The sequence below is a fragment of the Halogranum roseipondis genome, assembly GCF_059695585.1.
The window spans coordinates 772,973-789,578 of sequence record NZ_CM185235.1 but is presented as its reverse complement, the minus strand read 5'-3'; the positions used below and the strand labels follow the sequence as shown (position 1 = coordinate 789,578).

The window sequence follows — 16,606 nt, the reverse complement described above, 5'->3', positions numbered from 1 at the left end:
CGAGAGTGACATACCGTGGCACATGGATAGAGACGACCGCGACGACCCGTTCGACAACATCTTCAACGAGATCGAACGGATGATGAACGGAATGACCGGTGGCGCGCGCGACCAGAGCGGGTTCGCCACCGAGACCCACGTCGACGTGTTCGACGAGGGTGACGTCATTCGACTCGTCGCGGACCTCCCCGGTGTCGAGAAGGACGCCATCGAACTGAAGTGCGACGGCGAAGTGCTGACCATCAGCGCCGCCTCCGACCGCCGCGAGTACGACGAGCGCATCCGACTCCCCGCGCGCGTCGACGAACACTCCGCGAAGGCGTCGTTCAACAACGGCGTCCTGCAGGTGACGCTCGACCGCGTCGAGGACTCGGCCGCGATCGACGTCGAGTAACACCCACGCAGTCCTCCTCTTTTCGTCCACACGGCGAGCGGACGCGCTGGCCCGCGCTCGACCTCTCAGCGCTCGACTTGCTTTCGGACCAGCGCCGCGAGGCGGTCGTAGAACCCCGGTTCGTACTTCGTCGCCGCATCGATCGTCGGGCGGGCGTTCGTCTCGGTGACGACGAGTCGGTCGTCGGTCTCCAGAAGGTCGACGCCGAGATAGGGGACGTCGAGCACCTCGGCCGCTCGCTCGGCCAGCCGTCGGTGTTCGTCGGGGAGGTCGACGCCAACGGCTTCCGCGCCGCGGTGAACGTTGTGCTTCCACCGCCCCTCGGCGAGCGCGTCGGCGGGGAGGCGACGTTCGACGGCCCCGACGAACGTGCCGTCGACGACCATCGCCCGGTAGTCGCGAGCGTCCGGCAGGTACTCCTGCAGGAGATACGAGCGGTCACCCGTCGCCTTGTAGTCGTGCAGCAGGTTCAGATAGTCGACGACGCCGAGCACCGAGTCGACGTCGGACGCCTTCGCGATGCCGACGCCGCGAGTGGTGGAGTTCGGTTTGACGACCACCGGCCGGTCGAACGCCTCGAGCGCCGAGACGACCGTCGTCTCGTCGACCGGGTTCGACACCAGCGTCGTCTGCGGAACCGGGACCCCCGCTTGCGACAGCGCCGCGACGACGCCCGCTTTGTTCCGCGAGGCGAGGATCGCCTCCCGGTCGTTCACCCAGGGGACGTCGAGGAGGGCGTCGACGGCACCGCCCTCCATCGGTCGCGACGGGTAGACGAACCCGACGTCGACGTCGCCGACGCCGGAGAGCGGGTCGGCGTCGGTCAGCGGGAGCGTCCGCTCTTTCGCCTGGACGTGGACGACCTCGATACCTCTGTCGGCGAGAGGGTCGCGCATCCGTTCGAACGTCTCCGCGCGGGTGGTGACCGCGAGGCGTAGCATACGCTACGGGAGGAGTGGAGGGAGAAAAACGGGACGGGTTTCCGGTCTACGAGACGAGCAGCTCTTCGCCCTTCTCGACGACGATGCGGCACGGCGGCGTCATCTTGTTGTAGGCGCGGCGGAACGCGTCCTTGACGACCTCCGCATCCTCGGGGTTGCAGTAGGCCGTGAAGATGGCGTCGTTACGCGGAACGCGGGCGGCGGTGCCAACCGGTTTCCCGAACGCCTGGCGCATCCCGTCGGAGACACGGTCCGCACCCGCACCGGTCGCCTGCTTGTTCTCACGCAGGACGTGGTGGGGGAACTTGCGGAGCACCATCTTGTAGTTCTCCTGTCCGACGTGCTTCAGGAGCAGTCGGTTCGCCGACAGGCGCGCCGCCTCGAGCGAGCCGTGACGGATCTGACACTGTTCCTCGATGCGGAGGCTGATCTGGACCGGGTAGTCCTCGGGACCAGTCTGGAGGTTACCCATGTTGTGCTGTGCGATCTTCGATCCGGGAATCCCCGTGATGTACTCCCGTCGCGTGTACGGGCGAGTATCGATATCCCGGTACATAGAGGCCGGCTTGTCTGACATGGTTACTTGTTCGGGAAAACGCCGACTCCGTGAATAAAGCCTTCGATACTGTCCCTCGCCGTCGCGCCCTGTGACGGCCTCACACCCGGGTTTGGCTCCGGGCGGTCGTCGCTCGCGTCGCACGGTCGCAGCGATGGGAGACGAGCGACCGCCGGGGGGAGACGAGCGACCGCCGGGGGGAGACGAGCGACCGCCGGGGGGAGACGAGCGACCGCTGCGCGTCGACCCGTCACGAGAGTTTATCAGGCCCCGTCGCCAACTCGGAGCGATGCTCCTCGTGTTGGAGAACGAGGTCGACAGAGACAAGCGGTACTTCGTCCCCGAGATCGCTCGCTACCTCCCCGAGCACCGCGTTCACGACGTCGCTCACGGCGACGTCCCTGCGATCACCGACGTCGCCGGTCGCGTCGACGGCGTCGTCCTCAGCGGGAGCACCGCCGGCGTCTACGAGTCTGCCGACTACCCGTGGATGGACGACCTCCGGCAGCTCGTCTCCGATCTCGTCGCCCACGAGGTGCCGACGCTCGGCATCTGTTTCGGGCACCAGCTCGTCAACGACGCGCTCGGCGGCACGGTCGAACACCGGGGACTCACCGCGGAACTCGTCGACGTCGACCTCGCGGACGACCCCCTGTTCGCGGGCGTCTCGCCGACCGTTCCGATGGTCCACGGCGACCACGTCACCGACCTCGGCGACGGGATGGAACCGATCGCCTCGGCCGACTACTACCCCTCCCTCGCGAGTCGCCACGGGGACGCGCCGCTCTGGACCGTCCAGTACCATCCGGAGTTCACCGACCGGCTCTTCCCCCGTATCGCCACCGATTTCGGGTGGGAGGGGTCGAGAGACTTTTCGACCGTCACCGTCGAACGCACCTTCGAGAACTTCGCCCGACTCGCCGGGTCAGAGAGCTGAATCGGCGTCGTCGGCATCGGAGGCGTCTCCACCGGTTGCATCTTCGTCTGCCGCCTCTGAATCCGACTCGGGCGGTCGTCCCGTGTCGGGGTCGAGCGCGACGAACTCCAACCCCTCTTCGTCGAGCAGCGCGCTCGTCCGGTCGGTGACGGACGGGGCAATCAGAATCCCGCGCACCTCAGATTCGTCGCCCAGTTCACGATGGAGTGCCTCGACGTATCGCTGGAGTTGGCTCGCCGCCGAGGGGCCGACACGGCGGCGCTTCAACTCGACGACGACGGGGATGCCGTCGCCGTCCTCGCCGTAGATGTCCATCGGTCCAGCCGTACTCTCGCGCTCCGTCGCCAACGGGGTGAACCCGCTCTCGACCAGCGAGGGATCGTCGAGGATGTGCTGACGCAGGTCTTCTTCGCTCCCGTGGAGATCGAGATCGCGTCCACCGGTGACCGAGAGCGCCGAGAACTGGTGGACCTGCTCGAAGTGGACGTCGAGCGTCTCCGCGGGGTTCCGACGCGTCCCGCGAACCCGGAGACGGCCGTCGCGGACGCTGGCGTGGTGTTCGCTGCCCGGTGGCTGCCAGTTGACCGGCGTACGCTTCTCGTCGGTGTGCACCAGCGTCGACCCGTCGGGTTTGAGGATGACGAGTCGGTTGCCGGGACCCAGCGTACTCGTCGCCCGTCCGTCGTAGTCGACGGTACAGCGGCCGAAGACGGTGACGAGGTCACCGCGCTCGAACGCCTCTTCCAGTTCCCAGAGCGTCTCGCGGTGCGTCGGCCGATGGAGCGTCGTCGCGTGCATGCGGAGTGCCGTCGAGCCGTTGGGGACGAGGAGGTAAAAACGGCGCGTCCGACCGACTGCACGCCGGCTGAGATTATCGCACCGCGAACACGTCACAACTCAGTCGATAGTATCGCGTGCACGTCACAACTCAGTCGACCACACGACAGCAGAATAGGCGGGTGTGTGGACAGTTGCACGAGCTACTAGAGAGGACGATGATTATGGTCTCTGAACACGTACGACTGTCCATGGAACGGGACCGTTTTGCCGAACTACAGGGGATCGAGATGAGCGACGAGGAAGCCGACCGCTTCCTCCGTCAGCAGGGGTTCGGCGTGCTCTCGCTGGCCCGCGAGAACGAGGCGTACGGCATTCCTATCTCGTTTGGATACGACGAAGGGAACCTCTACTTCGTCTTCCTCCGGCCGGGCGAACAGAGCAAGAAGGAGTCGTTCGTCCGCGAGACGGAGACCGCGAGCTTCCTCGTCTACGACGTCGACGACAAACACGACTGGCGGAGCGTCGTCGTCACGGGCAGGGTCGAACCGGTCGACGACGACGAGTGGCCGGCGCTCCGAGACGCCCTCGAGGGGAACGCCTGGTTCCCGAGTCTGTTCTCCGAGACGCAACCCATGCAGGACCTCCTCGGCTGGCGGTTCGTCGTCGACGAGCTGACGGGGCAGAAAAGTCACGAGACGTAGTCGAGTCGGCCTCCAACGCTCCTCCGACCGCGAACGTTTTCTATCGGTGAGATGACTGCTCGCCATGGACTCGACACGGCGAGCAGCGTCGCACTCACCGGCGGCACGGCTCTTTCACCTCCACTACAACACTCCCGACGTCGACGGACTCGAAGCCGCACTCGCCGACGTCGGACTCCCCTTACACCGTCGGTTCGGCTGGAACGACGGGGAGTTCACGTCGCTCGGCCCCGACGAACGGCGACCGGCGGCGTGGAGACTCCGACTCGAGACGCTCCGACGGGGGGCGGTCGACCTCACGCTCGCTCCCGGACGGCGGTTCCGGTTCGACCACCTCGGCGTCGTCACCTCGGAGTTCGACGCCGTCGTGGACCGTGTGCATCGTGCCGACGCAGCGGGGTGGAGCGTCCGCGACAGCGACGGCCGTCGCCCGTTCGTGATGACGCCGTGGGAGTTCCGTGTGGAAGTTCACCGCGACGACGGCGAGGTCGCCGCGGAACTCGGCGCGTGGGAGACCGCTCGTCTCGTCGACGCTCGCCTCGTCGTCCCCGAGGGAGCGGCCGAGACGATCCGAGCCGGACTCGAAGCGGTGTTCGGACCGATCTCCGGACTCACCGTCGTGGGCGGCGACGTCGACCGGGCGACGGTTCCGACGTTCACACTCGGTGGCGACGCTCTCTCGACACCGACCGTCGTCGACGTCGCGTCGCTCGCTGCGACGAGCGACTAAGTGGGACTCTCGTAGGAGTCCACAGACTCTCCCCGTACCGATCCACGACGGGAGCCAGCTAGGGTTCGCCGTGTCTCCGATCGACAACGAGCCCCTACGAGCGTCTCGACTCGTCCTCTCTCGAACGGCTTCTCGACGTCTCTACGCCGGTTTGTCGAACGGGTGCTTATAAAACGCTTGAAGATACAACCACATCTGGTATCCTCGCTTCGGGAGTACGTTCGACTGTAATGCTCGCTACACTCCGTTCGTTCGCGCAGGAAGCGATCAGTCTCGTCATCGCGATCATCACGTTCCCGCTCCGATTGCTCCGGTCGCTCCTGTAGCAGCGACAGACGTCCTCGCCCCTTCTCCGACGACCACAGAGACGACCAGCGCGACGTCGCGCACTCGACGACCGACGTCCCCTCGCGTGTCGCCGAAACGAGAGAACTACATGTACGTGGGTCACCATCACTACACATGGAGTTAGCTACCATCCTCGACGACCGCGACCGACTCACTCGCACACTGCTCGCCGGCACGCTGGCTGTCGTCTCGCTTCGCTCGTTTCGGAAGAAGAACCGTCTCCTCGGCGTGCTGGCGGGCGCTGGCGCGGTCGGACTCGGCTACACTGCTGCGGTCCGTTCCTCCGACGTGACCGGGGAGAGCGAGGAGAGCGACGAAAGCGACGCGGCGGACGGACCGGAGCGCGACGCCGAGACGTCCGGCGAGGACGGCGGGATGCGCTGTCCGGCCTGCAACGAACCGATCGTCGTGGGCGAGTCCCGACGACCGAACGTGGACAACCAGATCGTCCACGAGCGCTGTCTGTAGCCGACGAACGAGCGACGAACACTGTCTCCGCGACCACGGTTCGGTCGCGTCACTCCGTTATTCGTTCGCAGGGAAATGCCGCCTCCCGGATTTGAACCGGGGACAGCTCGATCTTCAGTCGAGTGCTCTCCCAGTCTGAGCTAAGGCGGCTTACACTCCAATCGATGGCTGACTGGTGCAAAAGGATTTCGGAATTGAACCGCCGCGCCCTATGCGACTTTTCGCCGTTCGGTGAACGACTGTTCGCCGCCGTCCCACGTCACGGTCGTCTCGATGCGAATCTCGCCGCCGTTCTGTTTGACCTTCGCCGCGTCGAGATAGCCGAGGTTCACGCGCTTGGTGCGCGTCTTCGTCTCCGCCGACTCGACCGCAGGGAACGACTCACTGGCCGACCAGATCTCGTCGCCGCCGGTGTAGATCGAGGTACTCACCTCCACGTTCGTCGCCGTGTCGTTCATGGTGTTCGTCAGCGCCACGGTCACGTCGCGACAGGTCTGTCCGCAACTGTCGATGTTTCGGACGTCGAATCGGAACTCCGCCTCGGCAGCACTTCCGTCGTCGGAACTGCCGGTGGAGTCACCGCCCTCTGCCTCCTCGCTGTCGGCCGTCGAAGACCCGTCGTGGTCACCGCCGTTCGCGTCGGCGTCCGTCTCCGTCTCGTCGAACACCGAGTCCACGAGCGGCGCTGCCGGCCCGAGACCGACCACCAGCGCACCGACGACGACACTCGCGACGGCGAGCGAGACGACGGCGATGCCGACGTTCCGACCGCTCATCCTCGACTCCTCTCTCGAGTACGGCCCTGTCGTCTGCTCATACGTCGAATCACAACTCTGTGCTGATATGTCTGTTGCCACTGGATGTTCGCACCGAAGTAGCGCTACGGTTACGAGGAGAGAGCCAGGCGTTTCAGCCGGACTGTCGCCTCTATTGGCTCTTCGACCTTTCGTACGGGACCGGGACACTGAACCGGACAGGATGCCACTGTACCGTCTCTCCGACGGAGTGATGCAAGACATTATCACTCACTCTAGCGAACAGACGACTGCGACTGGTGAGCGACCGTCAGTCCAGTCGCGGTGAGTCCCATGCCCGAAATCAGATCGATCGTTCGCGAGACAGTAGTGAGCGCGTCCCCGGAGACCTCTCTTACCGAGGTAGCTCGACTGATGGACGAGGAGACCGTCGGGAGCGTCGTGATCGTCGCCGACGAGCGGCCCCGAGGGATCGTCACGGACCGTGACCTCGCGATCGAAGTCGTCGCACGCGGTACAGATGCCTCGTCACAGACCGCTGCCGACGTGATGAGCGACCGTGTCGAGACAGTGGACGTCGACAGCGGCATCTTCGACGTCCTCCGCGTGATGGCAGACGCGAACGTCCGGCGGATACCGGCCGTCGACTCGGACGGGAAACTCGCGGGAATCGTCACGTTCGACGACTTCGTCGTTCTCCTCGGCCGTGAGCTCAAACTGCTGGGTGAGGTGGTCGAAGCCGAGATTCCACCGTACGACCACGCCTGACCGAGAGGTCTGGAGGGTGTGTCGGCAACGACACCCTCTCCGCTAGTTCGGTGTGCGACGCTACCGGGTACACGCTGTTTCTGACGGCTACTACGATCTGCCCGACTCCCGTCGGAAGTGGTGTGCCGAGCGACGATTCTTGCACAAGGGATGCTACCGAGTGCGGAGTAGTCCCGACAGGATAGACCGATCGAGTCTCCCGAAGTGCACGGGACACGGGATAGATCGCTCGCTGCGTACAGTCACGAGTCGTCGGTGGATCGTGCGAAACATATATATTAGTGAGTGCTAATATTAGCAATTACTAAAATGACTCAGAACTCGTCGTCGACACACCAACTCGAGACATCCGAGGCGTGCTGTACGGCAGAACACACGCTGACCGAATCAGAACTCGCCGCAGACGTACAGGTGCTGTCTGCGATGGGGAACGACACGCGCTACGAGGCGCTCAGACTCATCGCCGAAGCAGACGGAGACGTGTGCGTCTGTGAACTCGAACCCGCACTCGGCGTGAGTCAGAGTGCTGTCAGTCAGGCACTCTCTCGGTTGTACACCGCTGGGCTCGTCACGCGACGGAAAGACGGTCGGTGGCGGTACTACGCCGCAACTCCGGAGGCAGAGCGCATTCTCGACGCGCTCGGCGAGATTCGGAGGCAGACCGATGAGTGAACACGCTCGACCTTCGGACTCGAAGACGGACGGACTCTCACCTGACGAACAGCGTCGTACGGTCCGCCGACGCTATGCCCGAATCGCGACCGACGAATCGAGCTGCTGTGAGCGTTCCGACTGTGGAACAGACGACCGTGAGGAGTTGAACAGCAAACTCGGCTACGCTGAAGAGGACGAGTCCACCGTTGCAGCGGGAGCGAATCTTGGACTCGGCTGTGGCAATCCGAACGCGATCGCTGCACTGGAACCCGGTGAAACAGTACTCGATCTCGGATCGGGCGCTGGATTCGACTGCTTCCTCGCAGCGCAGGAAGTCGGAGACTCGGGACGTGTCGTCGGCGTCGACATGACGCCAGAGATGATCGAGAAAGCCCGCGAGAACGTGACGAAGAACGACGCGACGAACGTGGAGTTCCGCCTCGGCGAGATCGAACACCTCCCCGTCGCTGACGGGACGGTCGACGTCATCATCTCGAACTGTGTCGTGAATCTCTCGCCGGACAAACAGCAGGTGTTCCACGAAGCGAATCGGGTGCTTCGACCCGGTGGTCGACTCGCGATCTCCGACGTCGTGTTGACTGCGCAACTCCCGAGCGACGTCCACGCCGACCCCGAGTCAGTCGCCTCCTGTGTCGCCGGTGCGTCTCGTATTCCAGCGATCGAGACGATGCTGTCGAACGCCGGGTTCGAGCAGATCCGAATCGAGCCGAAAACCGAGAGTGAGGAATTCATTCGAGAGTGGGACGACGAACGTGACGTCAGTGATTACGTCGTCTCCGCGACCATCGAGGCGAGAAAGGCCTCACAGTGACGACTGCAGCCTCGTGAGGACCACGACTTGTGCGCTGTTTTCAGAGATTAGAAGCCTTGGAGACAACTCGGCTGTCAGAGTTCCAGAAGAAATCCTGCCCAGATCGAGGGGTTGGGTCCCTGTCGGATTCGAACCACGGTCACTCCGCTTCGCTTCGTTCCCTACTTCGAACCGATAGAGCGTGAAGCTCGCCGCTCGCTGTCGCTCGCGGATGAGTTATGGGCCCTATCGGATTCGAACCAATGACCACTCGGTTATGAGCCGAGCGCTCTAACCAGACTGAGCTAAGGGCCCTCGTACGGTGCTATCCTCGGATACCCCTTTAGCGTTGCTTTGTCGGGTCACTCCGACACCGACGGACGGCACTCACACTACTCACGGAAGCGAGTCACGAGAACGCCGTCGCCAGGACTCGAACCTGGGACCACCTCGTTAACAGCGAGGTGCTCTACCATCTGAGCTACGACGGCTTACTGTAGTTTCCTCTATCCGGGAGAGTTTGAAAGCGGTTTCGTTTCGGTCGGTCGGCTGACTAGTGATAGCACGCGACATCGACATCTCTGGTATCGGATCTCGACGACCGGTCGAAGGAGACGGGCTGCCGGCGCCGATCGACAGACGAAGCTGGTCATCGGAAGTCCCAGTACGCCGCTTTCGGATGTGAGCCACGAAAGAAGGGGGACGCCGTCGCCAGGGCTCGAACCTGGGACCACCTCGTTAACAGCGAGGTGCTCTACCATCTGAGCTACGACGGCTCGGTGCATCTCCACGTATTCGAGGTTATTTGAAAGTGTTTTCGCTTTCAGTCGTCGTCTGCCGGTCTCACTCGGCGCAGCCGACACCGACATCCTTTCGCCGTCGCCCGGGGAAATCCGGGATATGACCACCGAGGAGGACGTCGAAGACCTCGCGACCGTCGTCGCCCGCGTCCGCGAGCGCATCGACCCCGACCCCGCGGAGCGCGAGCGGCTCGCGGCGGCGGCGGCCGCCCTCTCAGAGCGCGTCCGGGAGGCGCTCGCGGACCGTCCCGTGACGGCCGACGTCGTGCAGGTCGGGAGTACCGCTCGGGGGACGTGGCTCGCGGGCGACCGCGACATCGACCTCTTCGTCCGCTTCCCGCCGGAGCTCTCTCGCGAGGAACTGGAGCGGTTCGGACTCGACGTCGGTCGGGAGGTGCTCCCGGACGGCCACGAGGAGTTCGCCGAACACCCCTACGTCAAAGGCGAATTCGAGGGGTTCGACGTCGACCTCGTCCCCTGCTACGACGTCCCCGCCGCGACCGACATCCGCTCTGCGGTCGACAGAACGCCCTTTCACAACGCCTACCTCCTCGACCGACTCGACGACGACCTCGCCGCCGACGTCCGCGTGTTCAAACGGTTCCTGAAGGGGATCGGTGCCTACGGCAGCGACCTCCGGACCAAGGGGTTCTCGGGCTACCTCGCGGAGCTGCTCGTCCTCGAGTACGGCGGGTTCGAACCGCTCGTCGCGGCCGCCGCCGACTGGCATCCCCCCGTCGAGTGCGACCCCGAAGGCCACGGCCGTCGATCGTTCTCCGACCCGCTCGTCGTCGTCGACCCGACCGACCCCGAGCGCAACGTCGCCGCCGTGCTCTCGGCGGAGAACGTCGCTCGCCTCCAACACTACGCCCGCGAGTTGCTCGCCGACCCTCGTGAGGAGTTGTTCTTCCCGCCCGAACGCCCTCCGATGACTACCGAGGAACTCAGGGCACAACTCGACCGTCGTCGGACCACCCCCGTCGCCGTCGCCTTCGACGCGCCGGCCGTCGTCGAAGATCAACTCTACCCGCAGTTAGAGAAGTCGCTCGACGGCGTCGTCTCCGAACTCGACCGTCGAGGGTTCGAACCGCTGCGAGCGACGGCGTTCGCCAGCGAAACCGGAGACGAAGGCGAGACTGCGTTCGGCCGCGCGGTACTCTTCGTCGAGCTCGGCGTCGACACGCTTCCGGCGATACAGCGACACGACGGCCCGCCCGTCCACGTCCGACAGCACGCGACGGGGTTCTACGAGAAGTACGCCGACGCCGACGTCTACGGCCCGTTTCTCGACGGCGGTCGCTACGTCGTCGAACGCGAACGCGAGTTCACCACGCCGCGAGCGTTCCTCGAGAGCGACGCGCTGTTCGACGTCGCGCTCGGCGCACAGATCGAAGGGCAGCTAGAAGATGCGTACACAGTTCTCGTCGACGAAGACGTCGTCGTGCTCGCCGAGGAGTTCGCTGCGGAGCTTCGAGCCTACTTCGAGCCGAGACCGTGAGTCGACCGGAGCTCCGCGACCAGCTCCTCCGTGTTCTCGTCGGGCGAGTCGTCGGGCTCCATCGGTTCGCGACCGTCGAACGTCTCGTGGACCGTCGCGACGCCCTCTGAGAGCGTGTCGAGTCCGTAGCCCCCCTCGAGCACGAAACACAGTGCGGCGTCGATCTCGTCGGCGAGACGGCGAACCCGGTCGGTCATCAGTGCGTAGCCCTCCGTCGAGACGCGCATTCGGGAGATAGGGTCGTGTCGGTGGGCGTCGAACCCGGCCGAGACGACGAGCAGATCGGGGTCGAACCGGTCGAGTGCGGGCGCGAGCAGGTCGTCGATGGTGAAGAGGTAGTCCGCGTCGCCCTTCCCGGCGGGAAGCGGCACGTTCAGCGTCGTCCCCTCGCCGTCGCCGTCGCCGATCTCGTCGGCCTCGCCCGTCCCGGGGTAGAGGCCGTCCTCGTGGATCGAGGCGTAGAAGACGTCGCTGCGGTCGTAGAAGATGTCCTGTGTCCCGTTGCCGTGGTGGACGTCCCAGTCGAAGATGGCGACGCGCTCGGCCAGGCCGTCGTCGAGGACGTCCTGTGCGGCGACGGCGGCGTTGTTGAAGAAACAGAAGCCCATCGCGTCGTCGCCGACGGCGTGGTGTCCCGGCGGCCGACCGAGTGCGAAGGGGGTCTGCCGCCCCGTGTTCCCGTCGAGGGCCTCGCGGGCCGCCCACTGTGAGAGCCCCGCGCTCTGGAGTGCGGCGTCCCACGTCTCGTCGCTGGCGACGGTGTCGGGGTCCCAGTTGCCGCCACCGCTCGCGCAGAACTGCTTGACCTCCTCGACGTAGTCTGCGTCGTGGACGGCGGCTACAGCGTCCTCCGTGGCCGGGTCAGCGTCGACGTACTCGACGCCGTGGCGTTTCGCCAGCCCACGCTTGATCGCCCGCAGTCGGTCGGCCGTCTCCGGATGTCGGGCACCGGTGTCGTGTTCGAGACAGGTGTCGCTGTAGCCGAAGCGCATTATTCGAAGAGGGAGAAGTACGTCTCGATGTCTTCGGCCTGGATGGTTCTCCGGTCGGCGTGGTGGGCGAGTTTGGCGGCCGCGCTGGCGACGTTGTCGGCGTAATCTTCGAGGATGTCCGCCAGCGCGATGCGCGCACTCATCGACACGCGGTACCGGTCGTCGATCTCGAGGCGGGCGATCCGGTCGACCGGCGCGATGGGGAGTTCGAGGTCCGCGCGCTCGACGACCTGTTCGACGCCGAAGTCCTCGGCCATCAGCGTCTTTCGACCGTCGTCGGTCGCGTGTACTGCGGCGTCCTTCGCGAGGACCGCGCCGTGTTGCTGAATGCGACGCGCGAGCTCCTCGGCAGCGTCCGCACTGACCCGGAGATTGCCGGCGTTGCGCCGGATGATAGTGTCCACCGGGGCGAACGGCAGCTCAACACTCATACCCACATACCGGTCCGTGCGCTGTATAATCCTTTCCGTTAAGGCCCTTTCCGCAGTCGAGACGCGGGCTGCTCAGCCCTCGCCGCGTCGTTGGGCAGTCGAAGGCGGGACGGGGCCGACTCAGAACACGTCGTCGGCGTCGATGGTACCGTCGCGGAGCGTCCCGCGGACGGTGATCTCCTCGCCGAGTCGAAGCCGCGCGTCCGTCCGAACGCTGCGCGTCTTCGTCCCGTTGTCGAGGACGACCGGACTCCCCGCCTGGACGACCGTCCCGGTGAACTCGACGGTCTCGCCGTCCGCGTCGTCGGCCTTCGTCGCGACCGCCGCGGCCGTGCCGGAGCCGGTCGTGCTCGCGCTCTCGGCGGTCGTCGTCTCGGCGTCACCGTCCGTCTCGGACGCGTCGTCGGACCCGCCGAAGGCGTCGAGCCCCTGTTCGCTCCGCCCGGCTGCGGCGGTCGAGTCGTTTCCACCGTCGGCGTCGCCGTCGCCGACGCTGTCGCGCGTGACGCTCACCGTCGAGCGCCAGCCCGCGGAGGCCTCGAGGTCGTCCTGCCAACCGTCTTTGATCTCGACGTCCGTGAAGACGACGTGATCCGCGAGATCGACGTCGGTGTCGGCCTTCTCGCCCCAGAGCGCGACGCGGATCTCGCCCGTCTCGTCTTTGACGCGGACGTTCCGCACCTGTCCCTGCGAGCCGTCGTCGCGGTCGAACGTGCGCTTGGGGTCGGTCCCGATGACGCCGCCGGCGATGTCGACCGTCTGTCCGATCTCCAGCGACCCGATGTCGGCGGTGTCGGGGACGTACTGGACCTTCTCCTCGAGTTCCTCGACCGCGCCGCGCGAGCCGACGTGGAGTTCGAGCGACCCGTCCCGTTCGCGGACGTAGCCGTCGACGACCTCGACCGTCCCGTCGGCGTCGAGTTCGTCGGCACGGTCGGCCTGCTCGTCCCAGAGCGTCACCCGCACGCGACCCGTCTCGTCACCGACCGTCAAGTTGGCGACGCGGCCCTCCGAGCCGTCGTCGCGGTCGAACGTCCGGATCTCGGAGGTGTCGAGCACCTTCCCCTTGAGGTTGACGTCGGAGAGGCCGAGCGAGAGGTCCTCGACCTGGTAGCTGTCGAGCACCTGGACGTCGACCTCCTCGTCGGGGGCGGGTTCGGCCTTGTCGACGCTGACCTCGACGCCGTTGAACCCGTCTTTCGGACGGCCGGCGACGCGGAGCACTTCGCCCACCTCGAGGCTGTCGACGACGTCCACCGCCATCTCGTCCCAGAAGGAGACGCGGAGTCGACCGGTCTCGTCGGCGACCTCGACGTTGACCACGCGGCCGTCCTCGTCCTCGCCGTCGCGCTCGAACGTTCGCAGTTCGCCGATGCTGACCACCTTCGCGAGGAACTTCACCTCGTCCATGCCCGGTTCGACGTCGGCGATGCCGCTCACCTCGCCACCCTGGTCTGTCAGTTCGTGGGCGATGAGCATCGCCGCCGTCTCGTCGTCCGCGAGCCCCCCCATCTGTTCGACTTTCTCCTCGACTGCCGCCTCGAACTCCTCGAAAGAAACCTCCGTTTCGAGGTCCTCGTAGACGTCCTCTATCGCGCCCATAATCGTGTAGCCAAGCAAGGTGAGCGCGCGCTTAAGCGTTGTCCTTGTCGAGACGACTCGTCGCCGTCTGGCGGTTTTTGCTGCCGTCTACGTGGACTGTCCGGTGTCGTGACCATACCGCGTCTGGCCGCGAACTCGCTCAAAAAGGTTCGGACGGTGCTCCCGACGAGCGCGAGGTGACTACCATCGCTCCCGAACGGCTACTGGTCGGCCGTAGCGACGGTCGTCCGCTCGCCCATGCTCTCGTGGACGACGTCGACCGTCGCCGGCAGGTCGCCCTCGAAACTCACCGTCGCCTCGTAGCCGCGCTGGACGAGCGCCTGCGTGCAGACGTCGCCACCCTGTTCTTCCGTGGTGACGACGACCGTCAGCGTGTCTCCGTCCATCGTGACGTCGCCGAGGACGGGCTGGTGACAGCCGTTCGGCCCCTGGATACAGCCGGTGACGACGACGTCGGGCGACTCGAAGGCGACGCTCGCCGTCCCCACCTCCGAGCAGTCGCCGGTGGCCTCGAGGCTGCTCGACGCGACCGACCCCGGTTTCTCCGTCGACGTGGGGGTGTCTGTGGGTTCGTCGGTCGTCGGCTCGTCGGTCGGGGGTTCGGACGTCGACCCGTCCGTCTCAGTGCCCGGAGTCGTCCCGTCTGCCGGCGTCTCAGACGGCGTGTCGGTCGGTTCGTCCGTCTCAGTACCCGTGTTCGACCCGTCGCCGCCCGGTGCGTCCCCGTTCGCGAGACAGCCAGCGATCGACCCGACGCCCAGCGTCGCCGTTGCCGTTCGCAGGAACGTTCGACGTTTCATACTCCACCTTCGATGGGTGATTTCAAAGACCTTCTGTAGAGTCAAAAAACTCTTTGTGCCTCCGCTGGCCCGTTCACTGTCTCGCGCTCGTCCCGCCGCTCGAGCACGACGCCGTCGTGCGATTCTCTCCCGTGCGTACGTGCTGACACACGGCGTCTATACCGGGGGGCTTAAGTAAGTGGGTCGAATTGGTAGAGTTGCAGACGCAGTGCGAGACTGCGTGAAAGCACACATGTCCTGGTAGGGTAGTGGACTATCCTCTTGGCTTGCGGAGCCAGGGACCGGAGTTCAAATCTCCGTCAGGACGTTCACTTCGTTCGCGACCTGACTTGCCCCACGCTCGCGTCCGCTCGCGTGGGACTCCGTCAGGACGTTTCTCTCGGAAAACTACACTCGCGAGAGACCTCCGTGTCTCTCGTACGATTCTGTTTCCCGTACGAACTCAACACGGAGATTCGAGCAGGGAGCGGCTTCGCCGCGAGCGGGAGCCTCGGTCCTGTACGGTCGAGATACGATTCGTTCAGGGCGAGTCGGAGGGACGTACAGCCCTCGCTAACCGGGTCAACGGGTAGTCGAATCGACGACTCGGTGGAGGGGCGAGCGGCTCAGTCCTCTCGGACGCGGGGACGAGAGACGTCTCGTTCGGGTGGACGGCGGGTGACGCTGGGGCGCGTTGAACGCGTCGACCGCTTGGGGGGGCGACTCGACAGGCGGAGCCGACGGCTACGCTTCGGGGCGGGTCGCTGTTTGCCGAGCCACGCCTGGTGGCAGGTCGGACAGTAGTAGCCGTGGTAACCGTTCGTGCTCAGATACGTTGCTCCGCAGTCGATGCAGGTCGGATGGAGGTTCATCGACCGACACCCGGACGAGTCGTTCGAAGGGCGATGCTTGCCATGTGGTATCACACAGGATGCTGTCGGTCGCGCAGCGATATATGTATTCTCGTCGTGTCCGTCTGGTAGCTCTCTCCTAACGGCCGAGAGCGCTTCGCGAACCGTTTTAGGTCGCTGCCGAGAAGGGAGAGTATGGACGACATCCTCCGGGCGGGTGTCGCCGTCTACAACGCCGGCGAGCACCACGCCGCCCACGACGCCTGGGAGGCTCACTGGCTCGAACTGGAGCGGGGGAGCGACGACGAACGGTTCCTCCACGGACTCATCCAGTTCACCGCCGCCGTCTACCACGCGCGGCGGGGCAACTGGTCGGGTGCGACGGGACTCGCCGAGAGCGCACGCGAGTATCTCGCCGTTCTCCCGGGGACCTACCGCGGCGTCGACGTCGACGCGGTTCGGACCGCGCTCGCGTCGCTTCAGATCGACCCCGAACGGATCGAGCGGGCGCGACCGCCGTCGCTGACGATCGACGGCGACGTGCTGACACCCCGCGATCTGGAGTTCGAGGCCGCTTCGGTCGCCGCGGAGGTGCTCGCAGACGAGTACGACCAGTACGACGAGGCCGTCGTCGCCGCCGGTGTCGAGTTCGCACGCGAGGAGTTGGGGAGCGCACGGACGCGGTTCATCACCTTCGTGATGGACTTCGCGGCCGACGAGACCCACCGCGACGTCATCTACCAGCGGCTGTCGGAACACGTCGAGCGACGACGACAGAAGGCGAGCGACGTCACCGGGCTGTTCGACTGA

The 16,606-nt window shown here is 65.4% G+C and carries 19 protein-coding genes and 5 tRNA genes; 11 read left to right on the top strand and 13 right to left on the bottom strand.

Going from position 1 to position 16,606, the window contains the following annotated elements; genetic code table 11:
- Positions 1-22: 22 nt before the first annotated feature.
- Positions 23-394 (top strand): Hsp20/alpha crystallin family protein, encoded by a 372-nt coding sequence (locus tag EOHIBHHM_RS04240; protein WP_089827408.1) that lies wholly within the window; start codon positions 23-25, stop codon positions 392-394.
- A 65-nt stretch (positions 395-459) separates the two neighbouring features.
- On the opposite strand, the gene EOHIBHHM_RS04235 is transcribed toward EOHIBHHM_RS04240, so the two are convergent.
- Entirely contained in the window at positions 460-1,335 is an 876-nt protein-coding gene (locus EOHIBHHM_RS04235) for an ATP-grasp domain-containing protein (protein ID WP_497254941.1), read from the bottom strand.
- 46 nt (positions 1,336-1,381) lie between these two features.
- Entirely contained in the window at positions 1,382-1,912 is a 531-nt protein-coding gene (locus tag EOHIBHHM_RS04230; RefSeq protein WP_089827410.1) for a 50S ribosomal protein L16, read from the bottom strand.
- A gap of 268 nt (positions 1,913-2,180) precedes the next feature.
- Here EOHIBHHM_RS04230 and EOHIBHHM_RS04225 point away from each other — a divergent pair, with 268 nt between their 5' ends.
- Positions 2,181-2,828, top strand: a complete 648-nt coding sequence (locus tag EOHIBHHM_RS04225) for a type 1 glutamine amidotransferase (protein WP_497256906.1) — start codon at positions 2,181-2,183, stop codon at positions 2,826-2,828.
- Here the strand turns inward: EOHIBHHM_RS04225 and nucS are convergent.
- Positions 2,817-3,626, bottom strand: coding sequence for an endonuclease NucS (gene nucS / locus EOHIBHHM_RS04220; protein WP_497254939.1), 810 nt, complete (start codon positions 3,624-3,626; stop codon positions 2,817-2,819). The two genes, EOHIBHHM_RS04225 and nucS, sit on opposite strands and share 12 nt — an antisense overlap.
- Before the next feature lie 230 nt (positions 3,627-3,856).
- Between nucS and EOHIBHHM_RS04215 the strand changes: the two genes are divergently transcribed.
- The 3 genes from EOHIBHHM_RS04215 (at position 3,857) to EOHIBHHM_RS04205 (ending at position 5,855) form a co-directional block, all read left to right on the top strand.
- A complete protein-coding gene (locus tag EOHIBHHM_RS04215; RefSeq protein ID WP_497254937.1) occupies positions 3,857-4,309 on the top strand; it encodes a pyridoxamine 5'-phosphate oxidase family protein in 453 nt (150 codons plus the stop codon).
- Positions 4,310-4,373: 64 nt separating this feature from the next.
- The gene (locus EOHIBHHM_RS04210) at positions 4,374-5,039 is read left to right on the top strand and encodes a VOC family protein (protein ID WP_497254935.1); all 666 of its coding nucleotides are present in this window, start codon (positions 4,374-4,376) and stop codon (positions 5,037-5,039) included.
- Positions 5,040-5,501: 462 nt separating this feature from the next.
- On the top strand, positions 5,502-5,855 hold the full coding sequence (locus EOHIBHHM_RS04205; protein WP_497254933.1) for a YgaP family membrane protein: 354 nt from the start codon (positions 5,502-5,504) through the stop codon (positions 5,853-5,855).
- Positions 5,856-5,931: 76 nt separating this feature from the next.
- Here EOHIBHHM_RS04205 and EOHIBHHM_RS04200 read toward each other — a convergent pair.
- Both EOHIBHHM_RS04200 and EOHIBHHM_RS04195 read right to left on the bottom strand, forming a co-directional pair.
- Positions 5,932-6,005: transfer RNA gene (locus EOHIBHHM_RS04200), tRNA-Phe, on the bottom strand.
- A gap of 59 nt (positions 6,006-6,064) precedes the next feature.
- Entirely contained in the window at positions 6,065-6,631 is a 567-nt protein-coding gene (locus EOHIBHHM_RS04195) for a hypothetical protein (RefSeq protein ID WP_497254931.1), read from the bottom strand.
- 312 nt (positions 6,632-6,943) lie between these two features.
- On the opposite strand from EOHIBHHM_RS04195, the gene EOHIBHHM_RS04190 reads away from it, so the two are divergent.
- The 3 genes from EOHIBHHM_RS04190 (at position 6,944) to arsM (ending at position 8,864) form a co-directional block, all read left to right on the top strand.
- Positions 6,944-7,378 carry a CBS domain-containing protein gene (locus tag EOHIBHHM_RS04190; RefSeq protein ID WP_497254929.1) on the top strand — a complete coding sequence of 145 codons (435 nt, stop codon included), beginning with the start codon at positions 6,944-6,946 and terminating at the stop codon, positions 7,376-7,378.
- 309 nt (positions 7,379-7,687) lie between these two features.
- Positions 7,688-8,050, top strand: coding sequence for an ArsR/SmtB family transcription factor (locus tag EOHIBHHM_RS04185; protein ID WP_497254927.1), 363 nt, complete (start codon positions 7,688-7,690; stop codon positions 8,048-8,050).
- Complete coding sequence (gene arsM, locus EOHIBHHM_RS04180; protein ID WP_497254925.1) at positions 8,043-8,864, top strand: arsenite methyltransferase; 822 nt, start codon at positions 8,043-8,045, stop codon at positions 8,862-8,864. The genes EOHIBHHM_RS04185 and arsM overlap by 8 nt, the downstream gene beginning before the upstream one ends.
- Positions 8,865-9,083: 219 nt before the next feature.
- Here the strand turns inward: arsM and EOHIBHHM_RS04175 are convergent.
- The 3 genes from EOHIBHHM_RS04175 to EOHIBHHM_RS04165 all read right to left on the bottom strand — a co-directional run bounded on the left by EOHIBHHM_RS04175 (position 9,084) and on the right by EOHIBHHM_RS04165 (position 9,619).
- Positions 9,084-9,158, bottom strand: a tRNA-Ile gene (locus EOHIBHHM_RS04175).
- Between the two features lie 103 nt (positions 9,159-9,261).
- Positions 9,262-9,334 (bottom strand) — tRNA-Asn (locus tag EOHIBHHM_RS04170).
- Between the two features lie 212 nt (positions 9,335-9,546).
- Positions 9,547-9,619: transfer RNA gene (locus tag EOHIBHHM_RS04165), tRNA-Asn, on the bottom strand.
- A gap of 124 nt (positions 9,620-9,743) precedes the next feature.
- Between EOHIBHHM_RS04165 and cca the strand changes: the two genes are divergently transcribed.
- Positions 9,744-11,141 (top strand): CCA tRNA nucleotidyltransferase, encoded by a 1,398-nt coding sequence (cca, locus tag EOHIBHHM_RS04160; protein WP_497254923.1) that lies wholly within the window; start codon positions 9,744-9,746, stop codon positions 11,139-11,141.
- Here the strand turns inward: cca and EOHIBHHM_RS04155 are convergent.
- The 4 genes from EOHIBHHM_RS04155 to EOHIBHHM_RS04140 all read right to left on the bottom strand — a co-directional run bounded on the left by EOHIBHHM_RS04155 (position 11,120) and on the right by EOHIBHHM_RS04140 (position 14,966).
- Entirely contained in the window at positions 11,120-12,133 is a 1,014-nt protein-coding gene (locus tag EOHIBHHM_RS04155) for a histone deacetylase family protein (protein WP_497254921.1), read from the bottom strand. The two genes, cca and EOHIBHHM_RS04155, sit on opposite strands and share 22 nt — an antisense overlap.
- The gene (locus EOHIBHHM_RS04150) at positions 12,133-12,564 is read right to left on the bottom strand and encodes a histone (RefSeq protein WP_497254919.1); all 432 of its coding nucleotides are present in this window, start codon (positions 12,562-12,564) and stop codon (positions 12,133-12,135) included. The genes EOHIBHHM_RS04155 and EOHIBHHM_RS04150 overlap by 1 nt, the downstream gene beginning before the upstream one ends.
- A gap of 120 nt (positions 12,565-12,684) precedes the next feature.
- Entirely contained in the window at positions 12,685-14,166 is a 1,482-nt protein-coding gene (locus tag EOHIBHHM_RS04145) for a single-stranded DNA binding protein (protein WP_497254917.1), read from the bottom strand.
- 200 nt (positions 14,167-14,366) lie between these two features.
- Positions 14,367-14,966, bottom strand: a complete 600-nt coding sequence (locus EOHIBHHM_RS04140) for a hypothetical protein (protein WP_497254915.1) — start codon at positions 14,964-14,966, stop codon at positions 14,367-14,369.
- A gap of 234 nt (positions 14,967-15,200) precedes the next feature.
- Here EOHIBHHM_RS04140 and EOHIBHHM_RS04135 point away from each other — a divergent pair.
- Positions 15,201-15,273: transfer RNA gene (locus tag EOHIBHHM_RS04135), tRNA-Arg, on the top strand.
- A gap of 298 nt (positions 15,274-15,571) precedes the next feature.
- Here the strand turns inward: EOHIBHHM_RS04135 and EOHIBHHM_RS04130 are convergent.
- Positions 15,572-15,817 (bottom strand): DUF7564 family protein, encoded by a 246-nt coding sequence (locus EOHIBHHM_RS04130; protein ID WP_497254913.1) that lies wholly within the window; start codon positions 15,815-15,817, stop codon positions 15,572-15,574.
- A 174-nt stretch (positions 15,818-15,991) separates the two neighbouring features.
- On the opposite strand from EOHIBHHM_RS04130, the gene EOHIBHHM_RS04125 reads away from it, so the two are divergent.
- Positions 15,992-16,606: a DUF309 domain-containing protein gene (locus tag EOHIBHHM_RS04125; RefSeq protein WP_497254911.1), complete on the top strand. Its 615-nt coding sequence runs from the start codon at positions 15,992-15,994 to the stop codon at positions 16,604-16,606.

What these genes read in the sequence shown, in the direction of transcription:
- EOHIBHHM_RS04225 (WP_497256906.1), top strand. Translation starts at nt 2,181, where the DNA reads ATGCTCCTCGTGTTGGAGAACGAGGTCGACAGAGACAAGCGGTACTTC.
- EOHIBHHM_RS04140 (WP_497254915.1), bottom strand. Translation starts at nt 14,966, where the DNA reads ATGAAACGTCGAACGTTCCTGCGAACGGCAACGGCGACGCTGGGCGTC.
- EOHIBHHM_RS04205 (WP_497254933.1), top strand. Translation starts at nt 5,502, where the DNA reads ATGGAGTTAGCTACCATCCTCGACGACCGCGACCGACTCACTCGCACA.
- EOHIBHHM_RS04185 (WP_497254927.1), top strand. Translation starts at nt 7,688, where the DNA reads ATGACTCAGAACTCGTCGTCGACACACCAACTCGAGACATCCGAGGCG.
- EOHIBHHM_RS04195 (WP_497254931.1), bottom strand. Translation starts at nt 6,631, where the DNA reads ATGAGCGGTCGGAACGTCGGCATCGCCGTCGTCTCGCTCGCCGTCGCG.
- EOHIBHHM_RS04210 (WP_497254935.1), top strand. Translation starts at nt 4,374, where the DNA reads ATGGACTCGACACGGCGAGCAGCGTCGCACTCACCGGCGGCACGGCTC.
- nucS (WP_497254939.1), bottom strand. Translation starts at nt 3,626, where the DNA reads ATGCACGCGACGACGCTCCATCGGCCGACGCACCGCGAGACGCTCTGG.
- cca (WP_497254923.1), top strand. Translation starts at nt 9,744, where the DNA reads ATGACCACCGAGGAGGACGTCGAAGACCTCGCGACCGTCGTCGCCCGC.
- EOHIBHHM_RS04130 (WP_497254913.1), bottom strand. Translation starts at nt 15,817, where the DNA reads ATGAACCTCCATCCGACCTGCATCGACTGCGGAGCAACGTATCTGAGC.
- EOHIBHHM_RS04155 (WP_497254921.1), bottom strand. Translation starts at nt 12,133, where the DNA reads ATGCGCTTCGGCTACAGCGACACCTGTCTCGAACACGACACCGGTGCC.
- EOHIBHHM_RS04145 (WP_497254917.1), bottom strand. Translation starts at nt 14,166, where the DNA reads ATGGGCGCGATAGAGGACGTCTACGAGGACCTCGAAACGGAGGTTTCT.
- EOHIBHHM_RS04125 (WP_497254911.1), top strand. Translation starts at nt 15,992, where the DNA reads ATGGACGACATCCTCCGGGCGGGTGTCGCCGTCTACAACGCCGGCGAG.
- EOHIBHHM_RS04190 (WP_497254929.1), top strand. Translation starts at nt 6,944, where the DNA reads ATGCCCGAAATCAGATCGATCGTTCGCGAGACAGTAGTGAGCGCGTCC.
- EOHIBHHM_RS04230 (WP_089827410.1), bottom strand. Translation starts at nt 1,912, where the DNA reads ATGTCAGACAAGCCGGCCTCTATGTACCGGGATATCGATACTCGCCCG.
- EOHIBHHM_RS04215 (WP_497254937.1), top strand. Translation starts at nt 3,857, where the DNA reads ATGGAACGGGACCGTTTTGCCGAACTACAGGGGATCGAGATGAGCGAC.
- EOHIBHHM_RS04240 (WP_089827408.1), top strand. Translation starts at nt 23, where the DNA reads ATGGATAGAGACGACCGCGACGACCCGTTCGACAACATCTTCAACGAG.
- EOHIBHHM_RS04150 (WP_497254919.1), bottom strand. Translation starts at nt 12,564, where the DNA reads ATGAGTGTTGAGCTGCCGTTCGCCCCGGTGGACACTATCATCCGGCGC.
- EOHIBHHM_RS04235 (WP_497254941.1), bottom strand. Translation starts at nt 1,335, where the DNA reads ATGCTACGCCTCGCGGTCACCACCCGCGCGGAGACGTTCGAACGGATG.
- arsM (WP_497254925.1), top strand. Translation starts at nt 8,043, where the DNA reads ATGAGTGAACACGCTCGACCTTCGGACTCGAAGACGGACGGACTCTCA.